General features: G+C 72.2%; 24 protein-coding genes. 12 read left to right on the forward strand and 12 right to left on the reverse strand.

From position 1 onward, the window contains the following. The first annotated feature begins 76 nt into the window (after window positions 1-76). From ABD366_RS01490 to ABD366_RS01500, 3 genes are all read left to right on the forward strand, one after another. The gene (locus ABD366_RS01490) at window positions 77-922 is read left to right on the forward strand and encodes a rhamnogalacturonan acetylesterase (protein WP_411293913.1); all 846 of its coding nucleotides are present in this window, start codon (window positions 77-79) and stop codon (window positions 920-922) included. Window positions 923-1,004: 82 nt separating this feature from the next. Beyond that, the gene (locus ABD366_RS01495) at window positions 1,005-2,312 is read left to right on the forward strand and encodes a pectate lyase family protein (RefSeq protein ID WP_324777211.1); all 1,308 of its coding nucleotides are present in this window, start codon (window positions 1,005-1,007) and stop codon (window positions 2,310-2,312) included. A gap of 104 nt (window positions 2,313-2,416) precedes the next feature. Continuing rightward, window positions 2,417-3,556 carry a pectinesterase family protein gene (locus ABD366_RS01500; RefSeq protein ID WP_324777213.1) on the forward strand — a complete coding sequence of 380 codons (1,140 nt, stop codon included), beginning with the start codon at window positions 2,417-2,419 and terminating at the stop codon, window positions 3,554-3,556. A 73-nt stretch (window positions 3,557-3,629) separates the two neighbouring features. Here the strand turns inward: ABD366_RS01500 and ABD366_RS01505 are convergent, their stop codons facing one another. Further along, a complete protein-coding gene (locus ABD366_RS01505; protein WP_324777215.1) occupies window positions 3,630-3,857 on the reverse strand; it encodes a hypothetical protein in 228 nt (75 codons plus the stop codon). 232 nt (window positions 3,858-4,089) lie between these two features. Between ABD366_RS01505 and ABD366_RS01510 the strand changes: the two genes are divergently transcribed. Then, entirely contained in the window at window positions 4,090-4,893 is an 804-nt protein-coding gene (locus ABD366_RS01510; RefSeq protein ID WP_324777217.1) for an HAD family acid phosphatase, read from the forward strand. Between the two features lie 41 nt (window positions 4,894-4,934). On the opposite strand, the gene ABD366_RS01515 is transcribed toward ABD366_RS01510, so the two are convergent. The 3 genes from ABD366_RS01515 to ABD366_RS01525 are packed head-to-tail and all read right to left on the reverse strand — an operon-like array spanning window position 4,935 to window position 7,221. Continuing rightward, a complete protein-coding gene (locus ABD366_RS01515) occupies window positions 4,935-5,771 on the reverse strand; it encodes a pectate lyase (protein WP_324777219.1) in 837 nt (278 codons plus the stop codon). Window positions 5,772-5,827: 56 nt separating this feature from the next. Continuing rightward, window positions 5,828-6,655: a hypothetical protein gene (locus ABD366_RS01520; RefSeq protein WP_324777221.1), complete on the reverse strand. Its 828-nt coding sequence runs from the start codon at window positions 6,653-6,655 to the stop codon at window positions 5,828-5,830. Then, complete coding sequence (locus ABD366_RS01525; protein WP_324777224.1) at window positions 6,652-7,221, reverse strand: SigE family RNA polymerase sigma factor; 570 nt, start codon at window positions 7,219-7,221, stop codon at window positions 6,652-6,654. Before ABD366_RS01525 ends, ABD366_RS01520 begins: the two co-directional genes overlap by 4 nt. 260 nt (window positions 7,222-7,481) lie before the next feature. On the opposite strand from ABD366_RS01525, the gene ABD366_RS01530 reads away from it, so the two are divergent. Then, the gene (locus ABD366_RS01530) at window positions 7,482-8,303 is read left to right on the forward strand and encodes a hypothetical protein (RefSeq protein WP_324777225.1); all 822 of its coding nucleotides are present in this window, start codon (window positions 7,482-7,484) and stop codon (window positions 8,301-8,303) included. Here the strand turns inward: ABD366_RS01530 and ABD366_RS01535 are convergent. The 5 genes from ABD366_RS01535 to ABD366_RS01555 form a co-directional block, all read right to left on the reverse strand. After that, complete coding sequence (locus tag ABD366_RS01535) at window positions 8,239-9,699, reverse strand: penicillin-binding transpeptidase domain-containing protein (RefSeq protein WP_324777227.1); 1,461 nt, start codon at window positions 9,697-9,699, stop codon at window positions 8,239-8,241. The two genes, ABD366_RS01530 and ABD366_RS01535, sit on opposite strands and share 65 nt — an antisense overlap. 65 nt (window positions 9,700-9,764) lie before the next feature. Beyond that, on the reverse strand, window positions 9,765-10,436 hold the full coding sequence (locus ABD366_RS01540; protein WP_324777229.1) for a response regulator transcription factor: 672 nt from the start codon (window positions 10,434-10,436) through the stop codon (window positions 9,765-9,767). 83 nt (window positions 10,437-10,519) lie between these two features. Continuing rightward, complete coding sequence (locus ABD366_RS01545) at window positions 10,520-11,782, reverse strand: sensor histidine kinase (protein ID WP_344440906.1); 1,263 nt, start codon at window positions 11,780-11,782, stop codon at window positions 10,520-10,522. After that, entirely contained in the window at window positions 11,779-12,759 is a 981-nt protein-coding gene (locus ABD366_RS01550) for a hypothetical protein (protein WP_324767920.1), read from the reverse strand. The genes ABD366_RS01545 and ABD366_RS01550 overlap by 4 nt, the downstream gene beginning before the upstream one ends. A 97-nt stretch (window positions 12,760-12,856) precedes the next feature. Continuing rightward, entirely contained in the window at window positions 12,857-13,663 is an 807-nt protein-coding gene (locus ABD366_RS01555; protein ID WP_324767919.1) for an IclR family transcriptional regulator, read from the reverse strand. 128 nt (window positions 13,664-13,791) lie between these two features. Between ABD366_RS01555 and ABD366_RS01560 the strand changes: the two genes are divergently transcribed. From ABD366_RS01560 to ABD366_RS01585, 6 genes are all read left to right on the forward strand, one after another. Further along, the gene (locus ABD366_RS01560) at window positions 13,792-15,324 is read left to right on the forward strand and encodes an aldehyde dehydrogenase (NADP(+)) (protein WP_324767918.1); all 1,533 of its coding nucleotides are present in this window, start codon (window positions 13,792-13,794) and stop codon (window positions 15,322-15,324) included. Between the two features lie 5 nt (window positions 15,325-15,329). Continuing rightward, entirely contained in the window at window positions 15,330-15,941 is a 612-nt protein-coding gene (locus ABD366_RS01565) for a DUF1349 domain-containing protein (RefSeq protein ID WP_324767917.1), read from the forward strand. Between the two features lie 74 nt (window positions 15,942-16,015). Continuing rightward, on the forward strand, window positions 16,016-16,732 hold the full coding sequence (locus ABD366_RS01570) for a DsbA family oxidoreductase (protein WP_324767916.1): 717 nt from the start codon (window positions 16,016-16,018) through the stop codon (window positions 16,730-16,732). Between the two features lie 46 nt (window positions 16,733-16,778). Then, the gene (locus ABD366_RS01575) at window positions 16,779-17,912 is read left to right on the forward strand and encodes an aminotransferase class V-fold PLP-dependent enzyme (RefSeq protein ID WP_324767914.1); all 1,134 of its coding nucleotides are present in this window, start codon (window positions 16,779-16,781) and stop codon (window positions 17,910-17,912) included. A 14-nt stretch (window positions 17,913-17,926) separates the two neighbouring features. After that, window positions 17,927-18,538, forward strand: coding sequence for a sigma-70 family RNA polymerase sigma factor (locus ABD366_RS01580; protein ID WP_411293670.1), 612 nt, complete (start codon window positions 17,927-17,929; stop codon window positions 18,536-18,538). Further along, window positions 18,538-19,659 carry a maleylpyruvate isomerase family mycothiol-dependent enzyme gene (locus ABD366_RS01585; RefSeq protein ID WP_324767912.1) on the forward strand — a complete coding sequence of 374 codons (1,122 nt, stop codon included), beginning with the start codon at window positions 18,538-18,540 and terminating at the stop codon, window positions 19,657-19,659. The genes ABD366_RS01580 and ABD366_RS01585 overlap by 1 nt, the downstream gene beginning before the upstream one ends. A gap of 172 nt (window positions 19,660-19,831) precedes the next feature. Here ABD366_RS01585 and ABD366_RS01590 read toward each other — a convergent pair whose 3' ends face one another. Further along, on the reverse strand, window positions 19,832-20,362 hold the full coding sequence (locus ABD366_RS01590) for a MarR family winged helix-turn-helix transcriptional regulator (protein ID WP_324767910.1): 531 nt from the start codon (window positions 20,360-20,362) through the stop codon (window positions 19,832-19,834). Window positions 20,363-20,512: 150 nt separating this feature from the next. Between ABD366_RS01590 and ABD366_RS01595 the strand changes: the two genes are divergently transcribed. After that, window positions 20,513-21,574: an alkene reductase gene (locus tag ABD366_RS01595; protein ID WP_324767909.1), complete on the forward strand. Its 1,062-nt coding sequence runs from the start codon at window positions 20,513-20,515 to the stop codon at window positions 21,572-21,574. A gap of 76 nt (window positions 21,575-21,650) precedes the next feature. On the opposite strand, the gene thpD is transcribed toward ABD366_RS01595, so the two are convergent. Both thpD and ABD366_RS01605 read right to left on the reverse strand, forming a co-directional pair. After that, window positions 21,651-22,556: an ectoine hydroxylase gene (gene thpD, locus ABD366_RS01600; RefSeq protein WP_324767908.1), complete on the reverse strand. Its 906-nt coding sequence runs from the start codon at window positions 22,554-22,556 to the stop codon at window positions 21,651-21,653. 5 nt (window positions 22,557-22,561) lie between these two features. Continuing rightward, on the reverse strand, window positions 22,562-22,966 hold the full coding sequence (locus ABD366_RS01605) for an ectoine synthase (RefSeq protein ID WP_324767907.1): 405 nt from the start codon (window positions 22,964-22,966) through the stop codon (window positions 22,562-22,564). Window positions 22,967-22,975: the final 9 nt, after the last annotated feature.

Raw genomic sequence — 22,975 nt, forward strand, 5'->3', positions numbered from 1 at the left:
ACGACCGGTCCGGCGGCGGGATGTCACAGGCCCCGCCACTCCCGCCGCCGGACCCACCAACCTCCTCTGGACGTCCATGAAAGGACGGCACATCCACGTGTCGACCACCCGAAGAGCGACCCTGGCCGCGCTCGCCGGACTGCCGCTGGCCGCGGCCGTCGCGGCCCCGGCCGCCGCCCGCCCCGCCGGGGGCAGGGCCCGGACCCTGTTCATCGCGGGCGACTCCACCGCCGCCCAGAAGTACGCGGACGCACAGCCCGAGACCGGCTGGGGCATGGCCCTGCCGTTCTTCCTCTCCTCGCGCGTCGAGGTCGCCAACCACGCGGTCAACGGCCGCAGTTCGAAGAGTTTCGCCGACGAGGGCCGCCTCGACACGATCCTCGCGGCGATCCGCCCCGGCGACCTCCTCCTCATCCAGTTCGCGCACAACGACGAGAAGAGCGCCGACCCCGCGCGCTACACCGAGCCGTGGTCGACGTACCAGCAGTACCTGAAGCGGTACGTCGACGGGGCGCGGGCCAGAGGTGCCCGCCCTGTGCTCGCCACCTCCGTGGAGCGCCGCAAGTTCGACGCCGACGGCAACGCGCTGCCCACCCATGGCGAGTACCCGGCCGCGATGCGCGCGCTCGCCCGCGAGGAGGGCGTCGCGCTCCTCGACATCCAGGCGCGCTCGCTCGCGCTGTGGCAGCGGCTCGGCGCCGAGGAGACGAAGGTCTACTTCAACTGGACCGCCACCGAGCAGGACAACACGCACGCCAACCCGCCCGGCGCGATCGCCGTGGCCCGGCTCGTCGCCGAGGAACTGCTGCGCCGCCGGGTGCTGCCCGCGCGCGACGTGCGCCGCCTCGGCGACGAGATCGACGAGCTGTCCGAGGTGTGGCAGTCGCGGCTGAGCTGGCTGCCCGGCACGACCCCCGCATGAAGCTCCGCCCCCGTCCGACCCCCGCATGAAGCTCCGCCCCTCCCCGTCTGACCCCCGCTGAAATCCCGCAAGGAGTCGCACAGTGAGCACACAGAGATGTCATGGCCGCGTCATAGCTGGGCTCGTGGGCTGCACCGCCCTCGTCCTCGCCGTCACCACCACCGGCACCGCCCAGGCACACGGCCGTGACGCCGCCCGCCAGACGCTGCCCGCGGGCGACGGCTGGGCCTCGGCGACGACCGGCACCACGGGCGGCGCGGCCGCGAAGCGCGTGTACACGGTCACCACCTGGGCCCAGTTCAAGGCGGCCCTCGCCGAGAGCGGCACCGCCCCGCGGATCATCAAGGTCAAGGGCGTCCTCGACGCGGACGGCGCGGACTGTTCCGAGTTCGCCGTCGACGGCTACGACTTCGACCGGTACCTCGCCGACTACGACCCCGCCGTCTGGGGCTACGAGGAGGACCTGGAGGGGGAGAAGGCGACCGCCGGCACCCAGGAGTACCTGCGCAACCAGTCCGCAGCCGCCCAGGCCAAGGCCATCAAGGCCGCCGTCCCCGCCAACACCACGATCATCGGCGTCGGCCGCGACGCGGGCATCGTCGGCGGCAGCCTCCAGATCAACGGCGTCGACAACGTCATCGTGCGCGGCCTCACCCTGGAGTCCCCGCTCGACTGCTTCCCGCAGTGGGACCCGACCGACGGTTCCACCGGCAACTGGAACTCGGAGTACGACGCGGCCGTCGTCTACAACGCCACCCACGTCTGGCTCGACCACAACACGTTCACCGACGGCGACCACCCCGACTCGACGCTGCCCTCGTACTACGGGCGCATCTACCAGCAGCACGACGGCGAACTCGACGTCGTCAGGGGCGCCGACTACGTGACCGCGTCCTGGAACGTCTTCGAGGACCACGACAAGACGCTGATGATCGGCAACAGCGACAGCGCGGGCGCCACCGACGAGGGCAAGCTGCGCGTCACCCTGCACCACAACCTGTTCCGCAACCTCGTCGAGCGCGCGCCCCGCGTCCGCTTCGGGCAGGTCGACGCGTACAACAACTCCTACGTCGCGAACGGTGACTTCGGGTACGCCTTCGGCGTCGGCTTCAAGTCCCAGCTCGTCGCCGAGAAGAACGCGTTCACGCTGCCGCGGGGGATCGGTGCCGGGGCGGTCCTGTACCGGTGGAGCGACTTTCCTGTCACCGGCGAGGGCAACGTGGTGAACGGGGTGCGGACCGATCTCGTCGCGGCGTACAACACGGCGAATCCGGCGACTCCGCTGGCCTCGGGGGCCGGGTGGAAGCCGGTGCTGCGGGCGCAGGTGGACCCGGCGAAGGTTGTGACCCGGGTCGTGGGTCGGGGAGCCGGGGCGGATCAGCTTCGTTGAGGTGGGGTCGTTGTTCGGGTGCGGGGTGTCTGTGGTTGCTCGCGCCCCGCGGCGGAGCCGCTGATCGGCACTGCCCCGCGCCCCTGGCTGGATGGAGTACAGGCATGTCCTCGGGACACCCTCAACTTAGCTTGTCCAGGCGGCAGTTCGTCGCATCCGGCGTCGGCGCCGCGCTCGCTGTCGGGATCGGCGCCGCGCCCGCTCACGCCCGCCCCCGGACCTTCGGGTCCTACGGGTCGCCCGGGCACCGACTGACCCCGCGCACGCTCTACGTAGATGCACGCGGCGCCGGTGACCACACCACCGTCCAGGCCGCCGTGAGCGCCGCGGCCGGAGACGGGTACATCCTCGTCCTCGCCCCCGGCGTCTACCGGGAGACGGTCTCCGTCCCCGCCACCGCCACCGGCATGACCTGGATCGGCGCCGCCCGCGATCCGCGTCGTACGGTCGTCGTGTACGACAACGCGGCGGGCACCCCCAAGCCCGACGGGTCGGGTACGTACGGCACCACCGGATCGGCCACCGTGACCCTGCGCCCGGACGGGTTCACCGCGCGCGGACTCACCTTCGCCAACGACTGGCTGCGCGCCGACCACCCGGAGATCACCGGCACCCAGGCCGTCGCGCTCAAGGTCATGGGCGACCGCTCGGCCTTCTTCGACTGCCGGTTCCTGGGCCACCAGGACACGCTGTACGCGGACTCGCCCGCGCTCGCCACCCTCGCCCGCCAGTACTTCCGCGACTGCTACGTCGAGGGGGACGTCGACTTCGTCTTCGGGCGCGGCACGGCCGTCTTCGACGACTGCCACTTCCGTACGCTCACCCGCACCGACCTGGCCGGCGCCCCGTACGGGTTCGTCTTCGCGCCGTCCACCGCGGGCGCCAACCCGCGGGGTTTCCTGGTCACGCGCTCCCGGATCACCTCGACGGCGCCGGCCGCGTACTACAAGCTGGCCCGGCCGTGGGTGCCGAGCTCCGACACCACGGCCCGGCCGATGCTCGTCGTCCGTGACACACGTATGAGTTCCGGTATCGACGCGGTCGCGCCGTACACGAACATGTCGGACGCCTATCCGTGGCAGGGACAGCGGTTCGCCGAGTACCGGAATTCCGGTGCGGGTGCGGTGGTTTCGGTAGCCGCGAACCGGCCGCAGCTCAGCCCTGCCGAGGCCGCCGCGCACACTCCCGGGATCTACCTCGGCGACTGGCGTCCGGCTTTTCGGCTCCGGTCCGGCGGGGGCTGAGCGCGCAGTTCCCCGCGCCCCTGAGGCATGCGGCTCCGCCGCAGGGGCGCACCCGGCAGCGGACGCCGGACCGTCACCCCAGTTGCCACAACGCGTACACGATCACCAGCAGGACGACCCCGGCGAAGGCCAGCAACCCCCCGAGCCACCGCAGGTGCCCGCCCCGGACCGCCACCCCGCGTATGTCGAGCGCCCAGTTCAGTCCCGCTCCCAGGGCGACGACGCCGCCCACGGCGAACACGGCGAGGAGCACGGGGGACTGCCCGTGCTTCGAGGCGGCGACGGTGAACTGCTGGAACACGGGGGGTCCTTTGCGGCGGGTGCGCCACCGAGCCTAGGCCGGGGCGCTCCAAGCCCAGGTCAAGCGGCTGTCATGGGCGGGCAATGGTTCACCGGGAAGTCCCCGGAACACCTGCGCGGATCAGGTATCGATCGCGTAAAGCCCCTCGCGCGGGGCCGTGTGATGCGCGTAGACCAGGGAGCTCCCCCTGTCGACGACGGCCGTTTCGGGCCAAGATCCGGAGAAACGATTCATGCGGAAGTCCCTCAGAGTCGCTGGTGTCGCCGCCGCGTGTGCCCTGGCCGGCGGAGCCCTGTACGGCACCGGCGCGGCCGGCGCCGACGCCCCCACCGCGCGGACCACGGCCGAGCCCTACAACATCGGCAGACTGGTCGGTGACATCAAGACGTACTACGGGGCCACCCAGGACGCCGACGGCACCTGGCAGGCCGCGCCCGACAGCGCCTACGCCGACGACCTGGCCCGTATCCAGGCGGGCGCCAGGAAGGACATCGCCAAGGCGGCGAAGCAGGCCGAGCGGGCGAAGGGCCACCACGCCAAGCCCGCGATCGTCTTCGACATCGACGACACGCTGCTGCTCAGCCTCGACTACGAGATAGCCACCAACTACGTCTACAACAACGCCACTTGGGCCGCCTACGTGGCCGAGGCCGACCGCCCCGCGGTCTTCGGCACCCCCGCCCTCATCAAGTACGCCAAGAGCAAGGGCGTCGAGGTCTTCTACAACTCGGGGCTGAGCGAGTCGCAGCGCGCCGGCGCCGTCGAAAACCTGAAGAAGGTCGGCATCGACGTCAACCTCGACGCCCGCCATGTCTTCCTGAAGAACGCCGACAACCCGCCCGCCTACCTCAGCGGCTGCGCCACCGCCGGCGCCTGGAAGTGCACGACCGTGCAGTACAAGTCAGGCACCCGCAAGCACATCGAATCGCTCGGCTACGACATCGTCGGCAACTTCGGCGACCAGCAGTCCGACCTCGACGGCGGCCACGCGCACAAGACGTACAAGTTCCCGAACCCGACGTACTTCGTCGGCTAGTGCGGCAGCCGGGCGCCGGTTCGCCGACGCCCGGCCACGGCTCAGTCGTAGGTCAGGTCGGAGGCGGTGTACTGGCAGTACGTGCCGTCGGGGCCGCTGCCGACCTCCTTGGGCTCGGCGCCCGTGTTGTTGCCGGTGTAGCGGATGCACGGCTTGATCTTCTTGCTGCTGTCACCGTGGATCCGGATGTTGCGCAGGGCGGCCGTGTCGCCGTAGTTGGAGTTGATACCGACGATCGACTTGCCCGGCGCGGTCACGTCGACGTCGTTGATGATGATGTTCCGGTTCTTGTACTGCGTCGAGCAGTTGCCGCAGGAGCGGACCAGCTTGCCGAAGTCGGAGACCTGGAACTTGGTGACGACGAGCTTGCCCGCGCCGTTGAACTGGAAGACCTTGTCGTCGGCCTTCTTCGCGCCGCCGCCGTACACGGTGTACACGGACGACGTGGACTTGCCCTTGAAGGTGGCGGCGTCCTCGCCGACATCCTCCCACCAGACGTTCTGCAGGGTGCAGCTGCCCGCGCAGTGCACACCGTCGGCGGCAGGGGAGCCGATGATGACGTTCTTCAGGGTGGCGCCGTCCTTCAGGTTGAAGATCGGGTCCTGGCCCTCGTCCTGGCCGTCGCCGCCGAGGTCACCGGAGCCGTAGAAGCGCTTGTACCCGCCGTCGTAGGTGCCCGACACCGAGATACTGCTGCTCACGGCCTGGGTGCCCTTGGCCGTCGGCCACGCGGTCGCGGCGCCGGCCGTGCTCAGCATGCCGGTCGTGGCGAGGGCGGCGCCGGTGAGGGTCAGCGCGGCGAGCCCGCCGAGGGTGGCCCTGCGCCGGGTGACGCGGCGCCGGTGGCTGTGTGGGGTGCGGTCGGTTTTCTTGGTCATGCCCGGTAGTCGCCGGGCCGTCGGGAAAGGTTGCCGCCTTCTCGCCGGAGGGACGGCTACGCGAAATCCCCGCCGACAGCGGCCCGGTCGCCCTCCTCGGTCCGGGCCGACACGGAGTACGTGTCACCGCCCGCGTCCCGCCCGCCCTGGGCGTGGTCGTACTGCCCGGCGAACACGTACTCGCCGGCCGGCACCGTACGGCCGGCCTTCAGGACCCACCGGTAGACCAGGAACCCGTCCCCCTCGGCGACGGACACCGTGAAGTCCTCGGCGGACAGCGACCGCCAGTTGCCGGTGTCGGAGACCTCCCCCGTCTGCGCGACCCGCAACTCCACGGTCAGCGCCGTCAGTCGGTCCTTCGTCTTGAACGTGATGTCGCTCTGTGCCCAGTAGTCGTTCGAGCCGGGGTCGATGGAGCCGTCCGACCACAGCGGCCCGTCGGTGGTGGCGGTGGCGGCGGGCGTCGTCGCCTTCGTACCGGCCGGGGGACGGGCCGGCTCCGAGGCCGGGTGGTGGGGCGTGGGCGGCTCGACGGGTGAACTGTGCGTGGACGCAGGGGAGTCGGAGGGCTCAGGCCCCCGTGACGTGGCGTCCGCCGTCGGCGTCGGGACGGCCGAGGGCGTCGGCGTCACGGCGACCGTCTGCCGCGGCCCGTCGTCCTGGCGCAGTGCGGCGCCGACCGCGAACCCGCCCACGGCGAGCGCCGCGGCGACCCCGGCGGTGGCCCCGGCGATCCGCACCCAGCCGACGGCGGGACGGCGTTGCCCGGCAGGCGCCGCGAGCGGGTCGGACATGCCGCGCTCGATGCGGGCGAGCATCCCCTCCCGGTCGGGACGGTGCGCGTCGGCGGCGTCGCGCAGCCGCTGCCGCACTTCGTCGTTCACCGCCGGCCTCCTTCCACCGTCGCTCCGACCGCCCGTACCCGGCGCGGTGTCTGTCCGTCCCGCTCGCCGGACCCGAGCCGCCGTTCCAGCTCGGCCATCCCCTTGGACGTCTGGCTCTTCACCGTACCCACCGAGATGCCGAGGGTGAGCGCGGTGTCCTTCTCCGACAGGTCGAACGCGTGCCGCAGCACCACGCATGCCCGCTTGCGGAACGGGAGTTCACGCAGTGCGCCCTGGACATCGACCACGGCCGGCACATCGGGATCCTCGGCGCGCTCCTGCCGGCCCGACCAGAACAGGGCGACGCGCCGCCGCTCACGGACCGCGCTGCGGATCCGCGTGCGGGCGAGGTTGGCGACGACGCCACGGGCGTACGCCACCGGGTGGTCGGCGTCCCTGACCCGGTCCCAGCGGTGCCAGAGCGCGAGCAGTGCGTCCGCCGCGAGATCGTCGGCGGCGTCCGGTTCGCCCGTCAACAGGTGGGCGAGCCGGGCGAGTTCAGCGTGATGCCGTTCGAAGAAGGCGTGGAACTCGGCGGAGGCGTCGTCGTCCACGACGGTACTCACACGGTTCCCTCCCCTCACTGTCGGCCCGACGGGATGCGAGAGCGTACCAGCGTTCTGTACGACTTTTCGAAGGCCGTGCGGGATTTCGTACTTGGCGGAGGAGGGGGTTCCGGAGCGGGCGATTCCGTGCAAGGGAGGAGGACGTGCAGGCAAGCCAGGCTTGCGACCCAGGTAGCCGTACGGTCGAGTGGTCCGGTTGCGAACGGGCCGGCCGGACCACAGCTGATCTACGCTGGGGCGGGGCTCTACCAGGGAGTGCGATGACGGACGCCGTTCTGGACTCCGGTGACTATCTGGCCGAGCTGGCCCGCCTCCTGCTCGCCCGGGGGCTGCCGCCGGACCATGTCGCGGCGACGGTCGCCGACCTCCGGGGGCATCTGGCCGAGTCCGGGCCGGTCGACCCCGCCGAGGAGCTCGGGCCGGTCGCGGACTTCGCCCGCCAACTGGCGCCGGAGGGCACGGACCAGGACGCCGTGGCCCCCGACGAGCATGTGGAGACCTGGCGCTGGAGCGCCGACACCTACGCCGACGAGGCACTGCTCGGCCGCTTCGGCGACGAGGGCTGGGAGGTCGAACGGATCGACGCCCTCGGCCGCTTCGTCAGCCACCGGGACCCCGAACAGCCGCAACGCTGGGAGTACCGGCGGGAGTTGGTGACCCGTGGCCGCGCGGCCCTGGACCGCAGGCTCGCGGTCCAGGACTGGGAGCCGTGCGGCACCTGGGTCGTCTACGGCTGGTACAAGCGCCCCAAGGCGGCGACGCCGGGCCCGGCGGCGCAGTTCACGGCCCCGCCGCCGCAGGCCCCCGCCCGCCATGCCTTCTTCAGCCGCCGCTTCTGCGTGACGACGGCGGTGGCGGCCCTCGCGCTGATCGCCGCCGCGGTCGCCGTGGCCGTCTCGGACGGTGAGCCGAGCACGGGTGCGGGCTTCGTCACCGGAGCCCTGGCGGGAGCGGCTCTCCCCCTCCTGGCCGTCTGGGCGGTACTGGCCTGGAGGGGACGCCGCCGCCAGCCGCGTTCTAGTCCTGCAACGCCGCCGCCATCATCGCCTTCGCGATCGGCGCCGCCAGGCCGTTGCCGCTGACCTCCGAGCGCGCCGCGTTCGACTGCTCCACGACCACGGCCACCGCGACCTTCTCGCCGCTCGCATCGTCCTTCGCGTACGACGTGAACCAGGCGTACGGCGTCTGGCTGTTGTTCTCGCCGTGCTGCGCCGTACCCGTCTTGCCGCCCACCGTCGCCCCGGAGATCCGCGCGTTCGTGCCGGTGCCCTTCGTCACCACGGTCTCCATCGCCGACTGCAACTGCGACGCGGTCGACTCGCCGATGACCCGGTCGCTGTCGGAGTCCGGATAGCTCTTGACCGCGTCCCCGTCGGCGTTCGTCACCTCGGACACCATGTGGGGCGAGGCCTGCTCGCCGCCGTTGGCGATCGTCGCGGAGACCATCGCCATCTGCAGCGGCGTGGCCGTCACGTCGAACTGGCCGATGGCGGAGAGCGCGGTCTGCGCCTTGTCCATGCCGGTGGGGTAGACGCTCTCCGCGGCGCGCACGGGCACGTCCTGCTTCTTGTCGTCGAAGCCGAACTTCTCGGCCATCGCCCGGACCTTGTCCTGCCCCAGCTCGACGGCCATCTTCCCGAACACGTTGTTGCAGGAGTACTGCAGCGCGGTGCGGATGGTGGCGTCCTCGCACGGCGCGCTCGCGCTCTCGTTCTTCAGATACGTGCTGGTCCCCGGCAGCAGATAGGGGTTCGGGGAGTCCGTCCTGTCGTCGACCGACGAGTACAGCCCGTCCTCCAGAGCGGCCGCGGCGACCACCAGCTTGAACGTCGAACCCGGCGGCAGTGCCTGCTTCAGCGCCCGGTTCAGGGTCGGCACGTCCTCGTCGTCCGACAGCTTCTTCCAGGCCTTCGCGTCCGACGAGCCCGAGCCGCTGATCTCGGAGGGGTCGTACGACGGCGACGACACCATGCCGAGGATCTTCCCCGTCTGCGGATCGATCGCGACGGCGGCGCCCTTCTTGTCGCCGAGCGCCTTCGACGCGGCCTTCTGCACGGCCGGGTCGATCGTCGTGACCACATCACCGGGAGCGGCGTGCTTGCCGGTGACCGTGTCGACCGGGTTCTTCAGCTGGTTGTCGCTGCCGTCCAGCACGTCCTGGTACAGGGCCTCCAACTGCGTCGAGCCGTACACCTGTGACGTGAAGCCGGTCACCGCCGAGTACAAGGAGCCGTCCTTGTAGGTCCGCTTGTACTTCAGGTCGCTGCCGCCACCTGTCTTCTCCGAGCCCGTCACCGCCTCTCCGCCCACGATGATGTCGCCGAGCGGATACGCGTACTGCGCGATCGTCTTCCGCCGGTTCTTGTCGTTGTCCGCGAGGGCCTGACCGTCGTAGAACTGCACCCACGTCGCCCTGACCAGCAGAGCGAACACGAGCAGCAGACTGAAGACGGAGGCGCGCCTGATCGTCTTGTTCATCCCGCAGGCAAGACGAACGGCCCGCAGCGAATCGTTCCGATAAGCCCGCTTTTCTCAGAAAGCTCTCATGTCCCCTCCCGCAGGAAGCCCCCCTCGTACGCCGCGATCACCGCCTGCGTGCGGTCCCGCGCCCCGGTCTTCGCCAGGACCGCCGCCACATGCGTCTTCGCGGTGGCCGGGCCCACCCCGATCCGGCCGGCGATCTCCGCGTTCGTCAGACCGGCCGCCATCAGGCGCAGCACATCGCTCTCCCGGCCCGTCAGCCGCGCCACCCACGGGGCGACGGCCCGCCGCGCGGCGTGCTCGGCGGCGAGGGCCCGCACGGCGGCGGGGAACAGCAGGCTGTCGCTGCGGGCCACCAGGCGCACCGCGCCGACCAGGGCGTCGGCCTCGGCCCGTTTCAGCAGGAACCCGGAGGCGCCGGCGCGCAGCGCCTCGTACACGTACGCGTCGTTCTCGAAGGTGGTGACGACCACGATCCGCGGTGGCACCTCCATGGTCCGCACGATCTGCTCGGTCGCCCGGATCCCGTCGACCTCCGGCATCCGGACGTCCATGAGGACCACGTCGGGCCGCAGCTCGCGCACCACGGACACCGCCTCCGCGCCGTTCGCCGCCTCGCCGACCACGTCGAGGTCGGGTTCAGCGGACAGGATGGCGCGCAGCGCGGTGCGGACCATGCGCTCGTCGTCGGCGAGCACGATGGTCACGGGCTTCACGGCCCCAGCGGAGTTCACGGACGAGGTCCTTTCATCGAAGGGTTCATGGGCGGTCGTGCCGGGTGGTCGTGCTGAATGGCTGTACGGGGTGGTCGTGCGTCTCACCGGGATCGCATGGGCAGTCGTACGGCGAGGCGCCACACCCCGTCGTCCTCCTCCGCCCGGCCCGCCGCGGCGGAGCCGCCGAGCAGCCGGGCCCGGTCGGCGATGCCGCGCAGCCCGTGGCCGCCGCCCGGCCGGCTCTGCGCGGCGCCCTGCGCGGGTTGCTGCAGCGGGTTCTCCGCGGTGATGCGCAGGGCGTCCTCCTCGTGCGCGAGGCGGAGGTCGACCCGCGTCCCCGCGTGCCGCAGCACATTGCTGAGCGCCTCCTGCACGATCCGGTACGCCTCTCGGGAGACGAGCGGCGGCACCCGCGCCGGGTCGATGCCGAGCGAGGCGTCGACCGTGAGCCCCGCGGCCCGGGTGCGGCGCAGCAGGCCGTCGAGGTCGTCGGCGAGGGTCGGCGCGGGCGTGGTGCCGGACGCGTCGCCCGCCTCCCTCAACACGCCCAGCACGGCGTCGAGTTCACCGACCGTGCGGCGTGTCGTGTCCTCGATGGCCGCGAGCGCCTCCCGCGCGAAGTCCGGGTCGCTGTTGAGCACCCGGCGCGCGGCGCTCGCCTGAAGGGTGACGGCGCTGAGCGCGTGCCCCACCGTGTCGTGCAGCTCGCGCGCCAGCCGGTTGCGCACGGCGAGGTCGGCGGCGCGTGCCTCGGCGACGGCCAGCCGGTCCTTCGGCGTCGGGCCGAGCAGCGCGGGCGCCCAGCGGGCGAGCAGCCCCGAGGCGAGCGCCGCGCAGCCCGCGAGCGCCGCCAGCATCAGCGCCCCGGCGACCGGCGCGAGCGCCAACGCCCAAGTGTGCCGCAGGACTTGGGGCAGCTCCAGGCTCGCATCCCGCAGGCCGGTGTAGAACGGCAGCGCGATCAGTGTCACCGCGAACGGCGGCAGCGCCAGCGTCGCCCCGCTCAGTACCCCGCCGAGCCCCAGGTGGAGCGTGAACCAGACGGCGGTCCGCCCGCGCGCGGCCCGGCTGCGCGGTGGCCCGTCCGCGAGCGCGCCGGAGTCCACCGTGCACAGGGCCCGCACCGCCGCCACCGACATCGGCCGGGTCAGCGGGAACAGCGCGGTGACCGCGGCGAGCGGCAACCCCACGGCGAACGAGGCGAGTTGGAGCGAGATGTCCGTGAAGACGTCGTTGCCCCCCAGCACCGAACCGACGAGCACCGAGCCCACGAGGACGTACGGCATGGCGAGCGCGCCGCCGAGGATCAGATGGATCCACCGGCGGCGCGCCGTCCGTCCGAACAGGGCGCGGGCGAACCTCATACGCGGACAGGGGCGCCGGCCGTCACGCCGGGGAGCCTGCGCGGGCGCGCGGCGGTGCGGACGTAGTGGATGCCGACGAGGGCGACGAGCAGGCCGACGGTCATCTGCCCAGCGTAGGTGAGCCGCATGAGCGCCGTCGGCCGGTCCGCGGCGTCGCCCGTCGCCGCCAGGGTGGCGAGCAGCATCCAGCCGCCCCAGCAGGCGGCGGCGCCCGAGCCGAGCCAGGCCGCCGCCAGCGGAACCTTCACCGTCAGGGACCGGCCGCGCGGGAAGGCGAGCAGCAGAGCACCGGCGACGGCGGCCACCGGGTAGAGCACGTTCAGGGCCTCCAGGACGTAGAAGTCACTGGCGCGGTCGGCGATACGGCCCGCGGCCAGGCCGGTCTCCGAGCCGAGCGCCCACAGCAGATGGGTCGCGGCCGGGAAGAGGGCGAGCACGGCGGCGGCCACGGCGGCGACGCGCGGAGCGCCGCCCACGGGAGCCAGGTCCCCCAGCCGGCCCTGCCACAGATGTCCCCAGCGCTGCCGGGCGTAGCCGAGGAACAGGGCGCCCAGGCACAGGCCCTGCACGATGAACCCCGGGTAGACGATCATGAACACCCAGGGGTCGAGGAACGGGTCGTCGGAGCTGCCCGCGGGGGCCGTGCCGCCGAGCGCCTCGACCAGGAGCTGCACGGGGTACCCGGCCATGATCGGCAGGAGCAGCCCGGTCGCCACCCACATCGGGACGGCGAGCGGCACCGCCGGTACGCGCTGTCCCCAGGGGCGGGTCAGGAGCAGGGCGAGGACGACGACGGCACTGTCGAGCAGCACCGTGAACGCGTTGGCGACGGCCATGGTCGCGCGGTGCTCCAGCAGGGAGCTGCCGGCCGGGATGCCGACGGTGCCGCCCGCGATCCAGACGACCTTGAGGATCAGATAGGGAAGACACGAGGCGATGGCGACGGTGCGCAGCGCGCCGCGGGTGCGTGGGGTCATGCGTCCAGGCTGGCCGCGGGCGCGGCGCCGCACCTCCTGCGCACGGCCGATCCGTCTCCGCCGTGCGGCGGAGCGGCGGGTCGGCCGAACTGTGTGCTCAGAGGCGGCGCGTGGCCAGGGTCAGCCGGTCCCGTGCGTCGAACAGCGCGTCCTTCACCATCTGCTCGTGCGCGGGGGTGAGGCGCGCCACCGGCACCGAGCAGGAGATCGCGTCCCGGGCCGGCGTGCGGTAGGGGATGGCGACGCCGAAGCAGCGCAGCCCCAGGGTGTTCTCCTCGCGGTCCACCGCGAACCCCTGCTCCCGCACCGTGTGCAGCTCCTCGATGAGCTTCTCGCGGTCGGTGATCGTGTGCTCGGTCAGCGCGGGCAGCGTCTCCGGGAGCAGCTTGCGGACCTGCTCGTCGGTGTGGGTGGCGAGCAGCGCCTTGCCCAGCGACGTGGAGTGTGCGGGCAGGCGCCGCCCGACGCGCGTGAAGGGCCGCAGGTAGTGCTGCGACTGGCGGGTGGCCAGATAGACCACGTTCGTGCCGTCGAGCCGCGCCAGGTGGATGGTCTCCGTGGTGTCGTCGGAGAGCCGGTCGAGCGTGGGCCGCGCCGCGGCCACCACCTCGTCGCCGTCGATGTACGACGTCCCGACGAGCAGGGCCCGCACCCCGATCCCGTACCGCGTCCCGGTCGCGTCCGTCTCCACCCAGCCGAGCTCGACGAGCGTGCGAAGGAGCATGTAGAGGCTCGACTTCGGGTATCCGACCGCTTCCTGGACCGCGGCCAGGGAGTGCATGCCGGGGCGCCCGGCGAAGTATTCGAGCAGCTCGACCGTGCGCACCGCCGACTTGACCTGTGCGCCACCTTGCGCGCCCCCTGTTGCAGCGCCCGCAACAACCCCCGTCTCGCCTGCCGACATCGCCCTTGACCCCTTCGTTCGACGAGAAATAGTCTCCGTACAGTTCATCATCAGAGACAGCGTTCAGTATATCGAACGACCCTCGCGGCTCGTCCGCCGAGCCGCGAGAAAAGCTGGAGGAATTCGCCGTGGCAGCAGCACCAGTCTGGAGTGTCGACCCCCGAACCGGGAAGCAGCGGGAGCAGGTCGCGGTCGAGGCCACGGCCCATGAGGTGGACCAGGCGGTCCGCGCGGCCCATGCGGCCCGCTCCGCGCTCGCCGACCGCACCGTGCGCGCCGCGTTCCTGCGCACCGCCGCCGATCTGCTCGACGAGGCCAAGGGCCACCTGGTCGAGGCCGCCGACGCGGAGACCGCTCTCGGCCCGGTCCGCCTCACCGGTGAACTGACCCGGACGAGCTTCCAGTTGCGGGCCTTCGCGAAGGTCGTCGACGAGGGGGCCTTCCTCGGCGTCGTCATCGACCACCCCGACGACACGGCGACCCCGCCCATCCCGGACCTGCGCCGCTACAAGATCCCGCTGGGTGTCGTCGCCGTCTACTCGGCGTCGAACTTCCCCTTCGCCTTCTCCGTGCCCGGCGGCGACACCGCGAGCGCGCTCGCCGCGGGCTGCCCCGTCGTCGTCAAGTCGCACCCCGACCACCCGGCCACCTCCGAGCTGGTCGCCTCCGTCATCCGCCGGGCCGCCGTCCGGCACGGCATCCCGGAGGGCGTCCTCGGTCTCGTGCACGGCTTCGAGGCGGGCGTCGAGCTGGTCAAGCACCCGCTCGTCTCGGCCGCGGGCTTCACCGGTTCCGTACGCGGCGGACGCGCGCTCTTCGACGCGGCCGCGGCCCGCCCGGTGCCGATCCCGTTCCACGGCGAGCTGGGCTCCCTGAACCCGGTCGTGATCACCGAGGCGGCCGCCACCGAGCGCCCCGAGCAGATCGGTACGGGTCTGGCGGGCTCCATGACCCTGGGCGTCGGCCAGTTCTGCGTGAAGCCGGGCCTGGTATTCGCTCCGAGCGGCGAGGCGGGCGACAGTCTGGTGAAGTCGTTGACGGCCGCCGTCAGTGACACGGCTGCGGGCGTTCTCCTCGACCACCGCATGCGGGACAACTTCGTCGCGGGCGTCGCCGAGCGGTCCCAGCTCCCGGACGTGGAGGCCCCGGTGACGCCCGGCGCGGGCGGCGAGCACACCGTCAGCCCCGGCTTCCTCACCGTCCCGGCCACGAAGCTCGCCGTCGAGGGCGGGGCACACGACCTGCTCCTCGAAGAGTGCTTCGGCCCGGTCACCGTCGTCGCCCGCTACGAGACGGCGGACGAGATCACCGCCGTCCTCTCCCGGCTGCCCGGCAACCTCACGGCCACCGTCCAGCTCTCCACCGAGGAGGCCGCCGGCGAGGGCCGCGGCACCGAGATCCTCGCCGAGCTGACCCCGATCGCGGGCCGCGTCCTGGTCAACGGCTGGCCGACCGGCGTCGCCGTCGCCCCCGCCCAGCACCACGGCGGCCCGTACCCGGCGACGACCTCCACCTCCACCTCGGTCGGCGGCACCGCGATCGAGCGCTGGCTGCGCCCGGTCTCGTACCAGACGACCCCCGAGGCCCTGCTGCCTCCGGAGCTGCGCGACGACAACCCGCTGGGCCTGCCGCGCCGCTACAACGGCCGCCTGGAGAACTGAGCACCATGGAACTCCAGCTGCCCGAGCTGTCCTTCCCGCTGTACGCCCACGGACCCGACGGGCACTGGACGTACGAGGACGGAACGCTCACCGGCCGCGCGGGCGCCCGCCAGGACCGCTTCGTGCCCCCGGCGGGCGACTCCCTCGAACCCGCCTCGGACGCGCCCCGCCTGCTCGGGACCGCGCCCGAGGGCGACTTCCAGCTGATCGCCCGGGTCACGGTCGGCTTCGCGGCGGCGTTCGACGCGGGCGTCCTCTACCTGCACGTGGGGGAGCGGGAGTGGGCCAAGCTCTGCTACGAGCGCTCCCCGGACGAGCCGACGATCTGCACGGTCGTCACCCGCGGCCGCTCCGACGACGCGAACTCGTTCGTGGTGCCCGGCTCCACGGTGTGGCTGCGGATCAGCCGCACCGGTTCCGCCTTCGCCTTCCACGCCTCGACCGACGGCGAGAAGTGGACGTTCGTCCGCGTCTTCTCCCTCGGCGACGAGAAGTCCGCGGCGGCGGCCCAGGTGGGCTTCCTCGCGCAGTCGCCGACGGGGGAGGGCTGCGAGGTCACCTTCGACCGCATCGAGCTGCGCTCCGGCGCACCGCGCGACCTGCGGGACGGGAATTAGCGACCGGCCTCACCGGTTGACGTACGGCGCAGGGCACCCCCTGCGCCGTACGTATCCACTGGAGCGAGAGACCCATGCGCGTCGAGATCTGGACCGACATCAACTGCCCGTTCTGCTACATCGGCAAGTCCCGGTTCGAGCAGGCCCTCGACGCCTTCCCGCACAAGGCGGAGGTCGAGGTCGTGCACCGCTCCTTCGAGCTCGACCCGTCCGCCGCCAAGGGGGAGACCGGCCTCGTCGTCCCGCACATCGCGCAGAAGTACGGCATCAGCGAGGCCCAGGCCGCCGCCAACGAGCAGGGCCTCGGCCGGCAGGCCCAGGCGCTCGGCCTGCCCTACCTCACCGAGGGCCGTGACTACGGCAACAGCTTCGACCTGCACCGCCTGCTGCACCTCGCCCAGGACAAAGGCGTCCAGGACGCCATGATCGACGCCCTCTACCGCGGGAACTTCGCCGAGCAGGACTCCGTCTTCGCCGACGAGGAGCACGTGGTGCGCCTCGCCGTCGCCGCCGGACTCGACGAGGCCGAGGTCCGCGCCGTGCTCGCCGACCCCGACCGGTACGCCGAAGAGGTCCGCGCCGACGAGCGCGAGGCCGCCGAGCTGGGCGCGACCGGCGTGCCCTTCTTCGTCCTCGACCGCAAGTTCGGCGTCTCCGGCGCCCAGCCCGCCGAGGTCTTCACACAGGCCCTCACCCAGGCGTGGGACAGCCGCTCCCCGCTCACCGTGATCGACAGCGCGGACGGCGGCGACGCCTGCGGCCCCGACGGCTGCGCGGTCCCCCAGGCCTGACCCGTCCGCCAGGCCTGACCCGTCCGCCGGCGGGCAGGGTGGAAGCATGCAGACAATCGGTGCACACCCGCCCGCCGCCCCTGCCCTCGACCTCGACGTCGTCCGCGCGCAGTACGCCCCGGCCACGACCTACCTGAACACCGCAAGCTCGGGGCTGCTGCCCGCGCGGGCCGCCGACGCGATGCGCATCGCGATCGACACCATGGCGCAGGGCCGCTCCGTCGACTCCCTGTTCGCCGACGTCGAGGAGGCCCGCGCCGCGTTCGCCCGGATCGCGGGGGTCCCGGTGGCCCGGGTGGCGACGGGCGCGTCCGTCGCCGTCTACACCGGACTGATCGCCGCCTCGCTCCCCGAGGGCGCCGAAGTCCTCACCGCCGAGGGCGAGTTCAGCTCCACCATCAACCCCTTCCACGTCCGCGGGGACCTCAAGGTCCGCACCGTCCCGCTGGACGCGCTCGCCGAGGCCGTCCGGCCCGGCACCGCCCTCGTCGCCGTCAGCGCGGCCCAGTCGGCGGACGGCCGCGTCGCGGACCTGGCGGCCGTGCGCGCCGCCACCCGCGCCCACGGCGCCCGCCTCTACGTCGACGCCTCCCAGGCCGCGGGCTGGTCCCCGCTCGAGGAGTACGCGGCGGACGCCGACTACGTGGCCGCCGTCGCCTTCAAATGGCTCACCTGCCCGCGCGGCACGGTCTTCTTCGTCGGCCCCGCGGACCCGGACGAGCTGACCCCCGTCTTCGGCGGCTGGGTCGCGGGCGAGAAGCCGTGGGACAGCTGCTATGGCCCGGTCACCGAACTGGCCCGCTCCGCCCGCCGCTTCGACGAGTCGCCGGGCCTCATCGCGTACACCGGGGCGCGCCAGTCCCTCGCCCTGATCGAGGAGCTGGGCCCGGCCGCCGTCCGCGCCCACGACCTGGCGCTCGCCGACCGCTTCCGCGCGGGTCTGGCCTGCCTCGGCCAGGAGCCGCTCCCGGCCCCCGGCTCCCCGATCGTCTCCGTCCCCGAAATCGGCGCGCGCCAGGCCGAGTTGCGTGCCTCCGGCATCGAAGTCTCGAACCGGGCGGGCAACTTGAGGGCCTCCTTCCACCTCTACAACACGGCCGCCGACGTGGACCGCCTGCTCGACGCGCTCGCCCCTGATCGACACGGCCGAACCCTGGCGCCGGGGCCCGCCGGACGCTAGGAAGGCACTACGAGGTGGTGGTGCCGGTGGCCCGGAAGGACGGGACAGGACCGACGGCCGACGCCGAGCTGCACCAGCGGCTGGTCTACGGCGACGAGGCCGCGCTCGGTGAGGTGTACGACATCTACGGCGGGCTCGTCCGTGGCGTCGCCGTCCGGGTGACGCACCAGGCAGGCGCCGCCGACGACGTCGCGCAGGAGGTCTTCGCCCACCTCTGGGCCCGGCCCTACGCGTACGACGAACGCCGCGGCACGCTGCGCACCTGGCTGACCATGCTGGCCCACCGCCGCGCCGTCGACTGGGTGCGCAGCGAGGCCCGGCACCGCAAGGCCGCGACCGCGGACGACGAGGTCCTGCACGCCATCCCGGCGTCGGACCCCGGCCCCGACGAGCGGGTCGTGGACCGTGAACGCGCGCTCCTGCTCCACTCCGCCCTCGCCGAACTCCCGCTGCCACAGCGCCAGGTGGTGCACTTGGCGTACTTCGCCGGGCGGACGTACCGTCAGGCGGCGGTGGAGCTCGGGATCCCCGAGGGCACCGCGAAGACCCGGCTGCGCACGGCCCTGCACCGGCTGGCCGAGACCCTGGCGGACCCACCCGACCCGGCCAGGGAGAGGAGCGCGTGATGACGACCGACGCCTACGACCACGCAGCCGTCTGCGAACTCCTCGGCGCCTGGGCCGTGCACGCCCTACCGCCCTCCGAACAACACGCCATACCACGGCACTTGGCGGACTGCGCCGACTGCGCGGCGGAGGCGGAGCGCCTGCGCGAGACGGTACGGCTGCTGGACGGACCGGACGCCCCCACGGCCGCGGCCGAGCCGGGCACCGCAGCAAGGAACGAGCCGAACCCCATGGTCATGTCCGAGCCGACCCCCGCCACCAGGAACGCAGCCCTGGCCCGCATCCTCGCCGTCCGGCCGCCCGCGCCCCGCACCGCCCCGCACGCCGAGCCGTACGCCGCCGCGGTGGCCGCGCTCCGGGCCCTCCTCGCCGAGCTCGACCCGCAGCCGGACGGCGGCCCGGACCTGGCGGCCTGGCGCACCCCCGTGATCCACGACTGGACCGTGCAGGACACGGTCGCCCACCTCATCGCCGCCGACGAACACCTCGCCGCCCACCTGGGACTCCCGGCCAACCACCCCCAGGACCCGCAGGGCGCGGCGGCCCCGGGGGACACCGACTGGCGCACCGCCTGGGACACCCGCACCCACCGCGTCATCGCCCACGAACGCACCCGCCCCCCGACGGCCACCGTCGCCACCTGGCGCGCCCAGGCCTCCGCACTGCTCGCCTGCCCGGCGGCCAATGACCCCGAACTGGCAGCGCGGGCCGCCACTTTGGTCGGTGTACGCCTCCCCGTCGCCGAGCACTTCCTGATCCGCGCCTTCGAGACCTGGATCCACGCCGACGACATCGGCCGCGCCCTGGGACGCCCGGTGCCCCCGCCGCCCGCCGCGCATCTGTGGCGCCTGGTCCGCCTCGCCGTCCGCATCCTCGGCTTGGCGCTCGGCCCTACAGCAGAACCGGTCGCCCTCACCGTCACGGACGCCGCCCGCAGCACGGAGTGGATCCTCGGCGCGGAGGGGGAGCCGGTACGCGCCGAACTCGTCCTGGACCCGGTCGACTTCTGCCTGCTGATGGGCGGCCGGCTCGCCCCGGAGGCCGTCCCCAGGGCCGCCCTCGGCGACGAAGCGGCCGTGCGCACCGTCCTCGGCCGGGCGGCCCGGCTCGCCTGGCTCTGACCTCCCGGCCGGACGCGAGGCCATCCCGGACATCCCGGCCGGACGCGAGGCCATCCCGGACCTCCCGGCCGGACGCGAGGCCATCCCGGACATCCCGGCCGGACGCGAGGCCATCCCGGACCTCCCGGCCGGACACGAGGCCATCCGGGACCGCCCGGCGCGGCGCCGTGACCTACTCGGGACACCCCTCCGGCTCCGTACAGAGATTGCGCTCCACCAGGGAGAGCAGCCGTACGAATTCAGTCCGGTCCCGCTCCGACAGGCCCGCCAGGGTCTGCTTCTCCAGGGCGCCCCACGCCTCGGCCACGTCCTCCCAGAGTCCGCTGCTCTGTTCGGTCGCCTCGACGAGCACCGCGCGCCGGTCGCCCGGGTCGGGGGAGCGGCGCACATGCCCGGCCTGCTCCAGGCGCTGGAGCGTCTTGGTGACCGTCGACGGGTCGAGCTCGACCGCCTTGATCAGCTCCGACTGCCGCACCGGCCCCCGGTCCCACAGGTGCATCATCACGAACTCCTGCCCCGGGTAGAGGCCGAGCGAGCGCAGCTGCCGGCCCGCCGCCGTGCGGTGCAGCCGCGCGACCCGTGCCAGGGCCAGGCTGACGGGGCCGGCGAGGTCGGCGGGGCCGCCGCACACGGAGTGGTCCACGGACCCGGCGGGCCGGGCCGCCGACGGGGAAGGGCTGGGGTTCGCGGGGGTCGGGGGCATGGGGCACTCCTGTTTTCGGTCGTCTCCAGAACATTACCTTGGTCGGCCAAGTAATGGGTTACAGTGAGCATCGCCCGATTGATTGGCCGACCAATTATTCATGTCGGCGGCGGCCTCGCCATGGCCGGTGCCTTATGCGACGGAGTAGCCATGACCACCGCTTTCGACCCGCTCGACCTGTTCGGTACCCGCCTCGCCAACCGCATAGCCATGGCGCCCATGACCCGCAGCCGGGCCGGCGAGGGCGGCACCGCCACCGCGCTGACCGCCGAGTACTACGCCCAGCGCGCCTCGGCCGGCCTGATCATCACCGAGGGGATCCAGCCCTCGGCCGTGGGCCAGGGGTACGCCTGGACGCCGGGGCTGCACACCCCCGAGCAGATCGCCTCCTGGCGCCGGGTCACCGACGCCGTGCACGCGAAGGGCGGCGTGATCTTCGCCCAGATCATGCACGCGGGACGGATCAGCCACCCGTCGCTGCTGCCCGGAGGGCAGGCGCCCGTCGCCCCGTCCGCCCTGGCGCCCGAGGGGAAGGCCTTCACGAACGACGGCTTCCAGGACTTCACCACCCCGCGTGAGCTGACCGCGGACGAGATCCACGCGACCATCGCCGACTTCGCCTCGGCGGCCCGCGGCGCGGTCGAGGCCGGCTTCGATGGCGTCGAACTGCACGGCGCCAACGGTTACTTGATCCACCAGTTCCTCGCCTCGGGGGTCAACCTCCGCACCGACGAGTGGGGCGGCAGCGTGGAGAACCGCATCCGGTTCGCCGTCGAGGCGGTCAAGGCCGTCGCCGACGCCATCGGCCCGGAGCGCACCGCCCTGCGCATCTCGCCCGACAACCCGTACAACTCGATGCGGGAGAGCGACTCGGCGCAGACGCACGCGGCGCTGGTCGACGCGATCGACCCGCTCGGACTCGCGTACCTCCACGTCCTGGAGGCCGGCGACGTCCGCGACGTCACCACGGATCTGCGCAAGCGGTTCAGCGGCACCTTCGTCCTCAACGCGCTCACCGAGGGTCCCACCGACCACACGGCCCTGAAGCTGATCGAGGACGGTCTCGCCGACATCGTCTCCTTCGGCGCCCTGTTCCTCGCCAACCCGGACCTGCCGGCCCGCCTGAAGACCGAGGGCCCGTACAACACCCCGGACCCCGCCTCCTTCTTCGGCGGCACCGAGAAGGGGTACACGGACTACCCGGCGCTGTAGAAGCGCGGACGGGGCCAGACGTGAGCGGGGGCGGGACCGACAGTCGGTCCCGCCCCCGCTCACGTCTGTACGAGCCTCACTTCACCGGAGTGAAGTCCCGCGCCCCGATGAACTCGGGGCGCCGCACGGGCGCCGCGAACGGCTCCACCGCCGTGTTCTCCACGCTGTTGAACACGATGAACACGTTCGAGCGCGGGTACGGGGTGATGTTGTCGCCCGAGCCGTGCATGGCGTTGCAGTCGAACCAGGTCGCCGAGCCGGCCTTGCCGGTGAACAGCTTGATGCCGTGGGCGTCGGCGAACTTGGTGAGAGCCTCGTCCGAGGGGATGCCCGCGTCCTGCATCTGGAGCGACTTCTTGTAGTTGTCCTCCGGCGTCTCGCCGGCGCACCCGAGGAACGTCTTGTGCGAACCCGGCATGATCATGAGGCCGCCGTTGGTGTCGTAGTTCTCCGTCAGTGCGATGGAGACGGACACCGTCCGCATGTTCGCGAGGCCGTCCTCGGCGTGCCAGGTCTCGAAGTCCGAGTGCCAGTAGAAGCCACTCGCCCCGAAGCCGGGCTTGACGTTGATCCGCGACTGGTGGACGTAGACGTCCGAGCCGAGGATCTGACGGGCCCGCCCCACGATGCGCTCGTCGCGCACCAGGTTCGCGAACACCTCGCTGAGCTTGTGCACCTCGAAGACCGAGCGCACGTCCTGCGACTTCTTCTCGACGATCGAGCGCTCGTCCGCCTTGATCTCCGGGTCGCTGATCAGACGGTTCAGCTCGGCCTGATACGTACCGATCTCGTCCGGGCCGATCAGCTCCTCGATCGCGAGGAAACCGTCCCGTTCGAAGCCCGCGAGGTCCGATTCACGGATCGGGCCCCGCGCCCCCGGCGGCGACCAGACGACCGGATCGACGCGCGGAGTGGCCACTTCGGAGGTGCCGCGGGTCGGATACAGATCGGCGATGTCATGGTGCGCGGACAGGGTGGTCATGGGGATCAGGCCTCCTCAGGTTCGGTCAGCAGCGGGTATACACCGTTCTCGTCGTGGTCCTCCCGCCCGGTGACAGGCGGGTTGAACACGCACACGCAGCGGAAGTCCGTCTTGGGCCGCAGCGTGTGGCGCTCGTGGCCGTTCAGGAGGTACATCGTGCCCGGCTCGATCCAGTGCTTCTCGCCGGTCTCCCGGTTGGTGAGCTCGGCCTCGCCCTCCACGCAGAGTACGGCCTCGATGTGGTTGGCGTACCACATGTCGGTCTCCGTGCCCGCGTAGAGGATCGTCTCGTGCAGGGAAAAGCCCACCCTCTCCTTGGCAAGGACGATGCGCTTGCTCTCCCACGTGCCGGACGCCGATTTCACGTGCCGGTCGGTGTTCTCTATCTCCTTGAACGAACGGACAATCACGGTGAGTTG

The organism is Streptomyces kunmingensis, from assembly GCF_039533535.1.
In the GTDB taxonomy this organism is placed as follows: domain Bacteria; phylum Actinomycetota; class Actinomycetes; order Streptomycetales; family Streptomycetaceae; genus Streptomyces; species Streptomyces kunmingensis.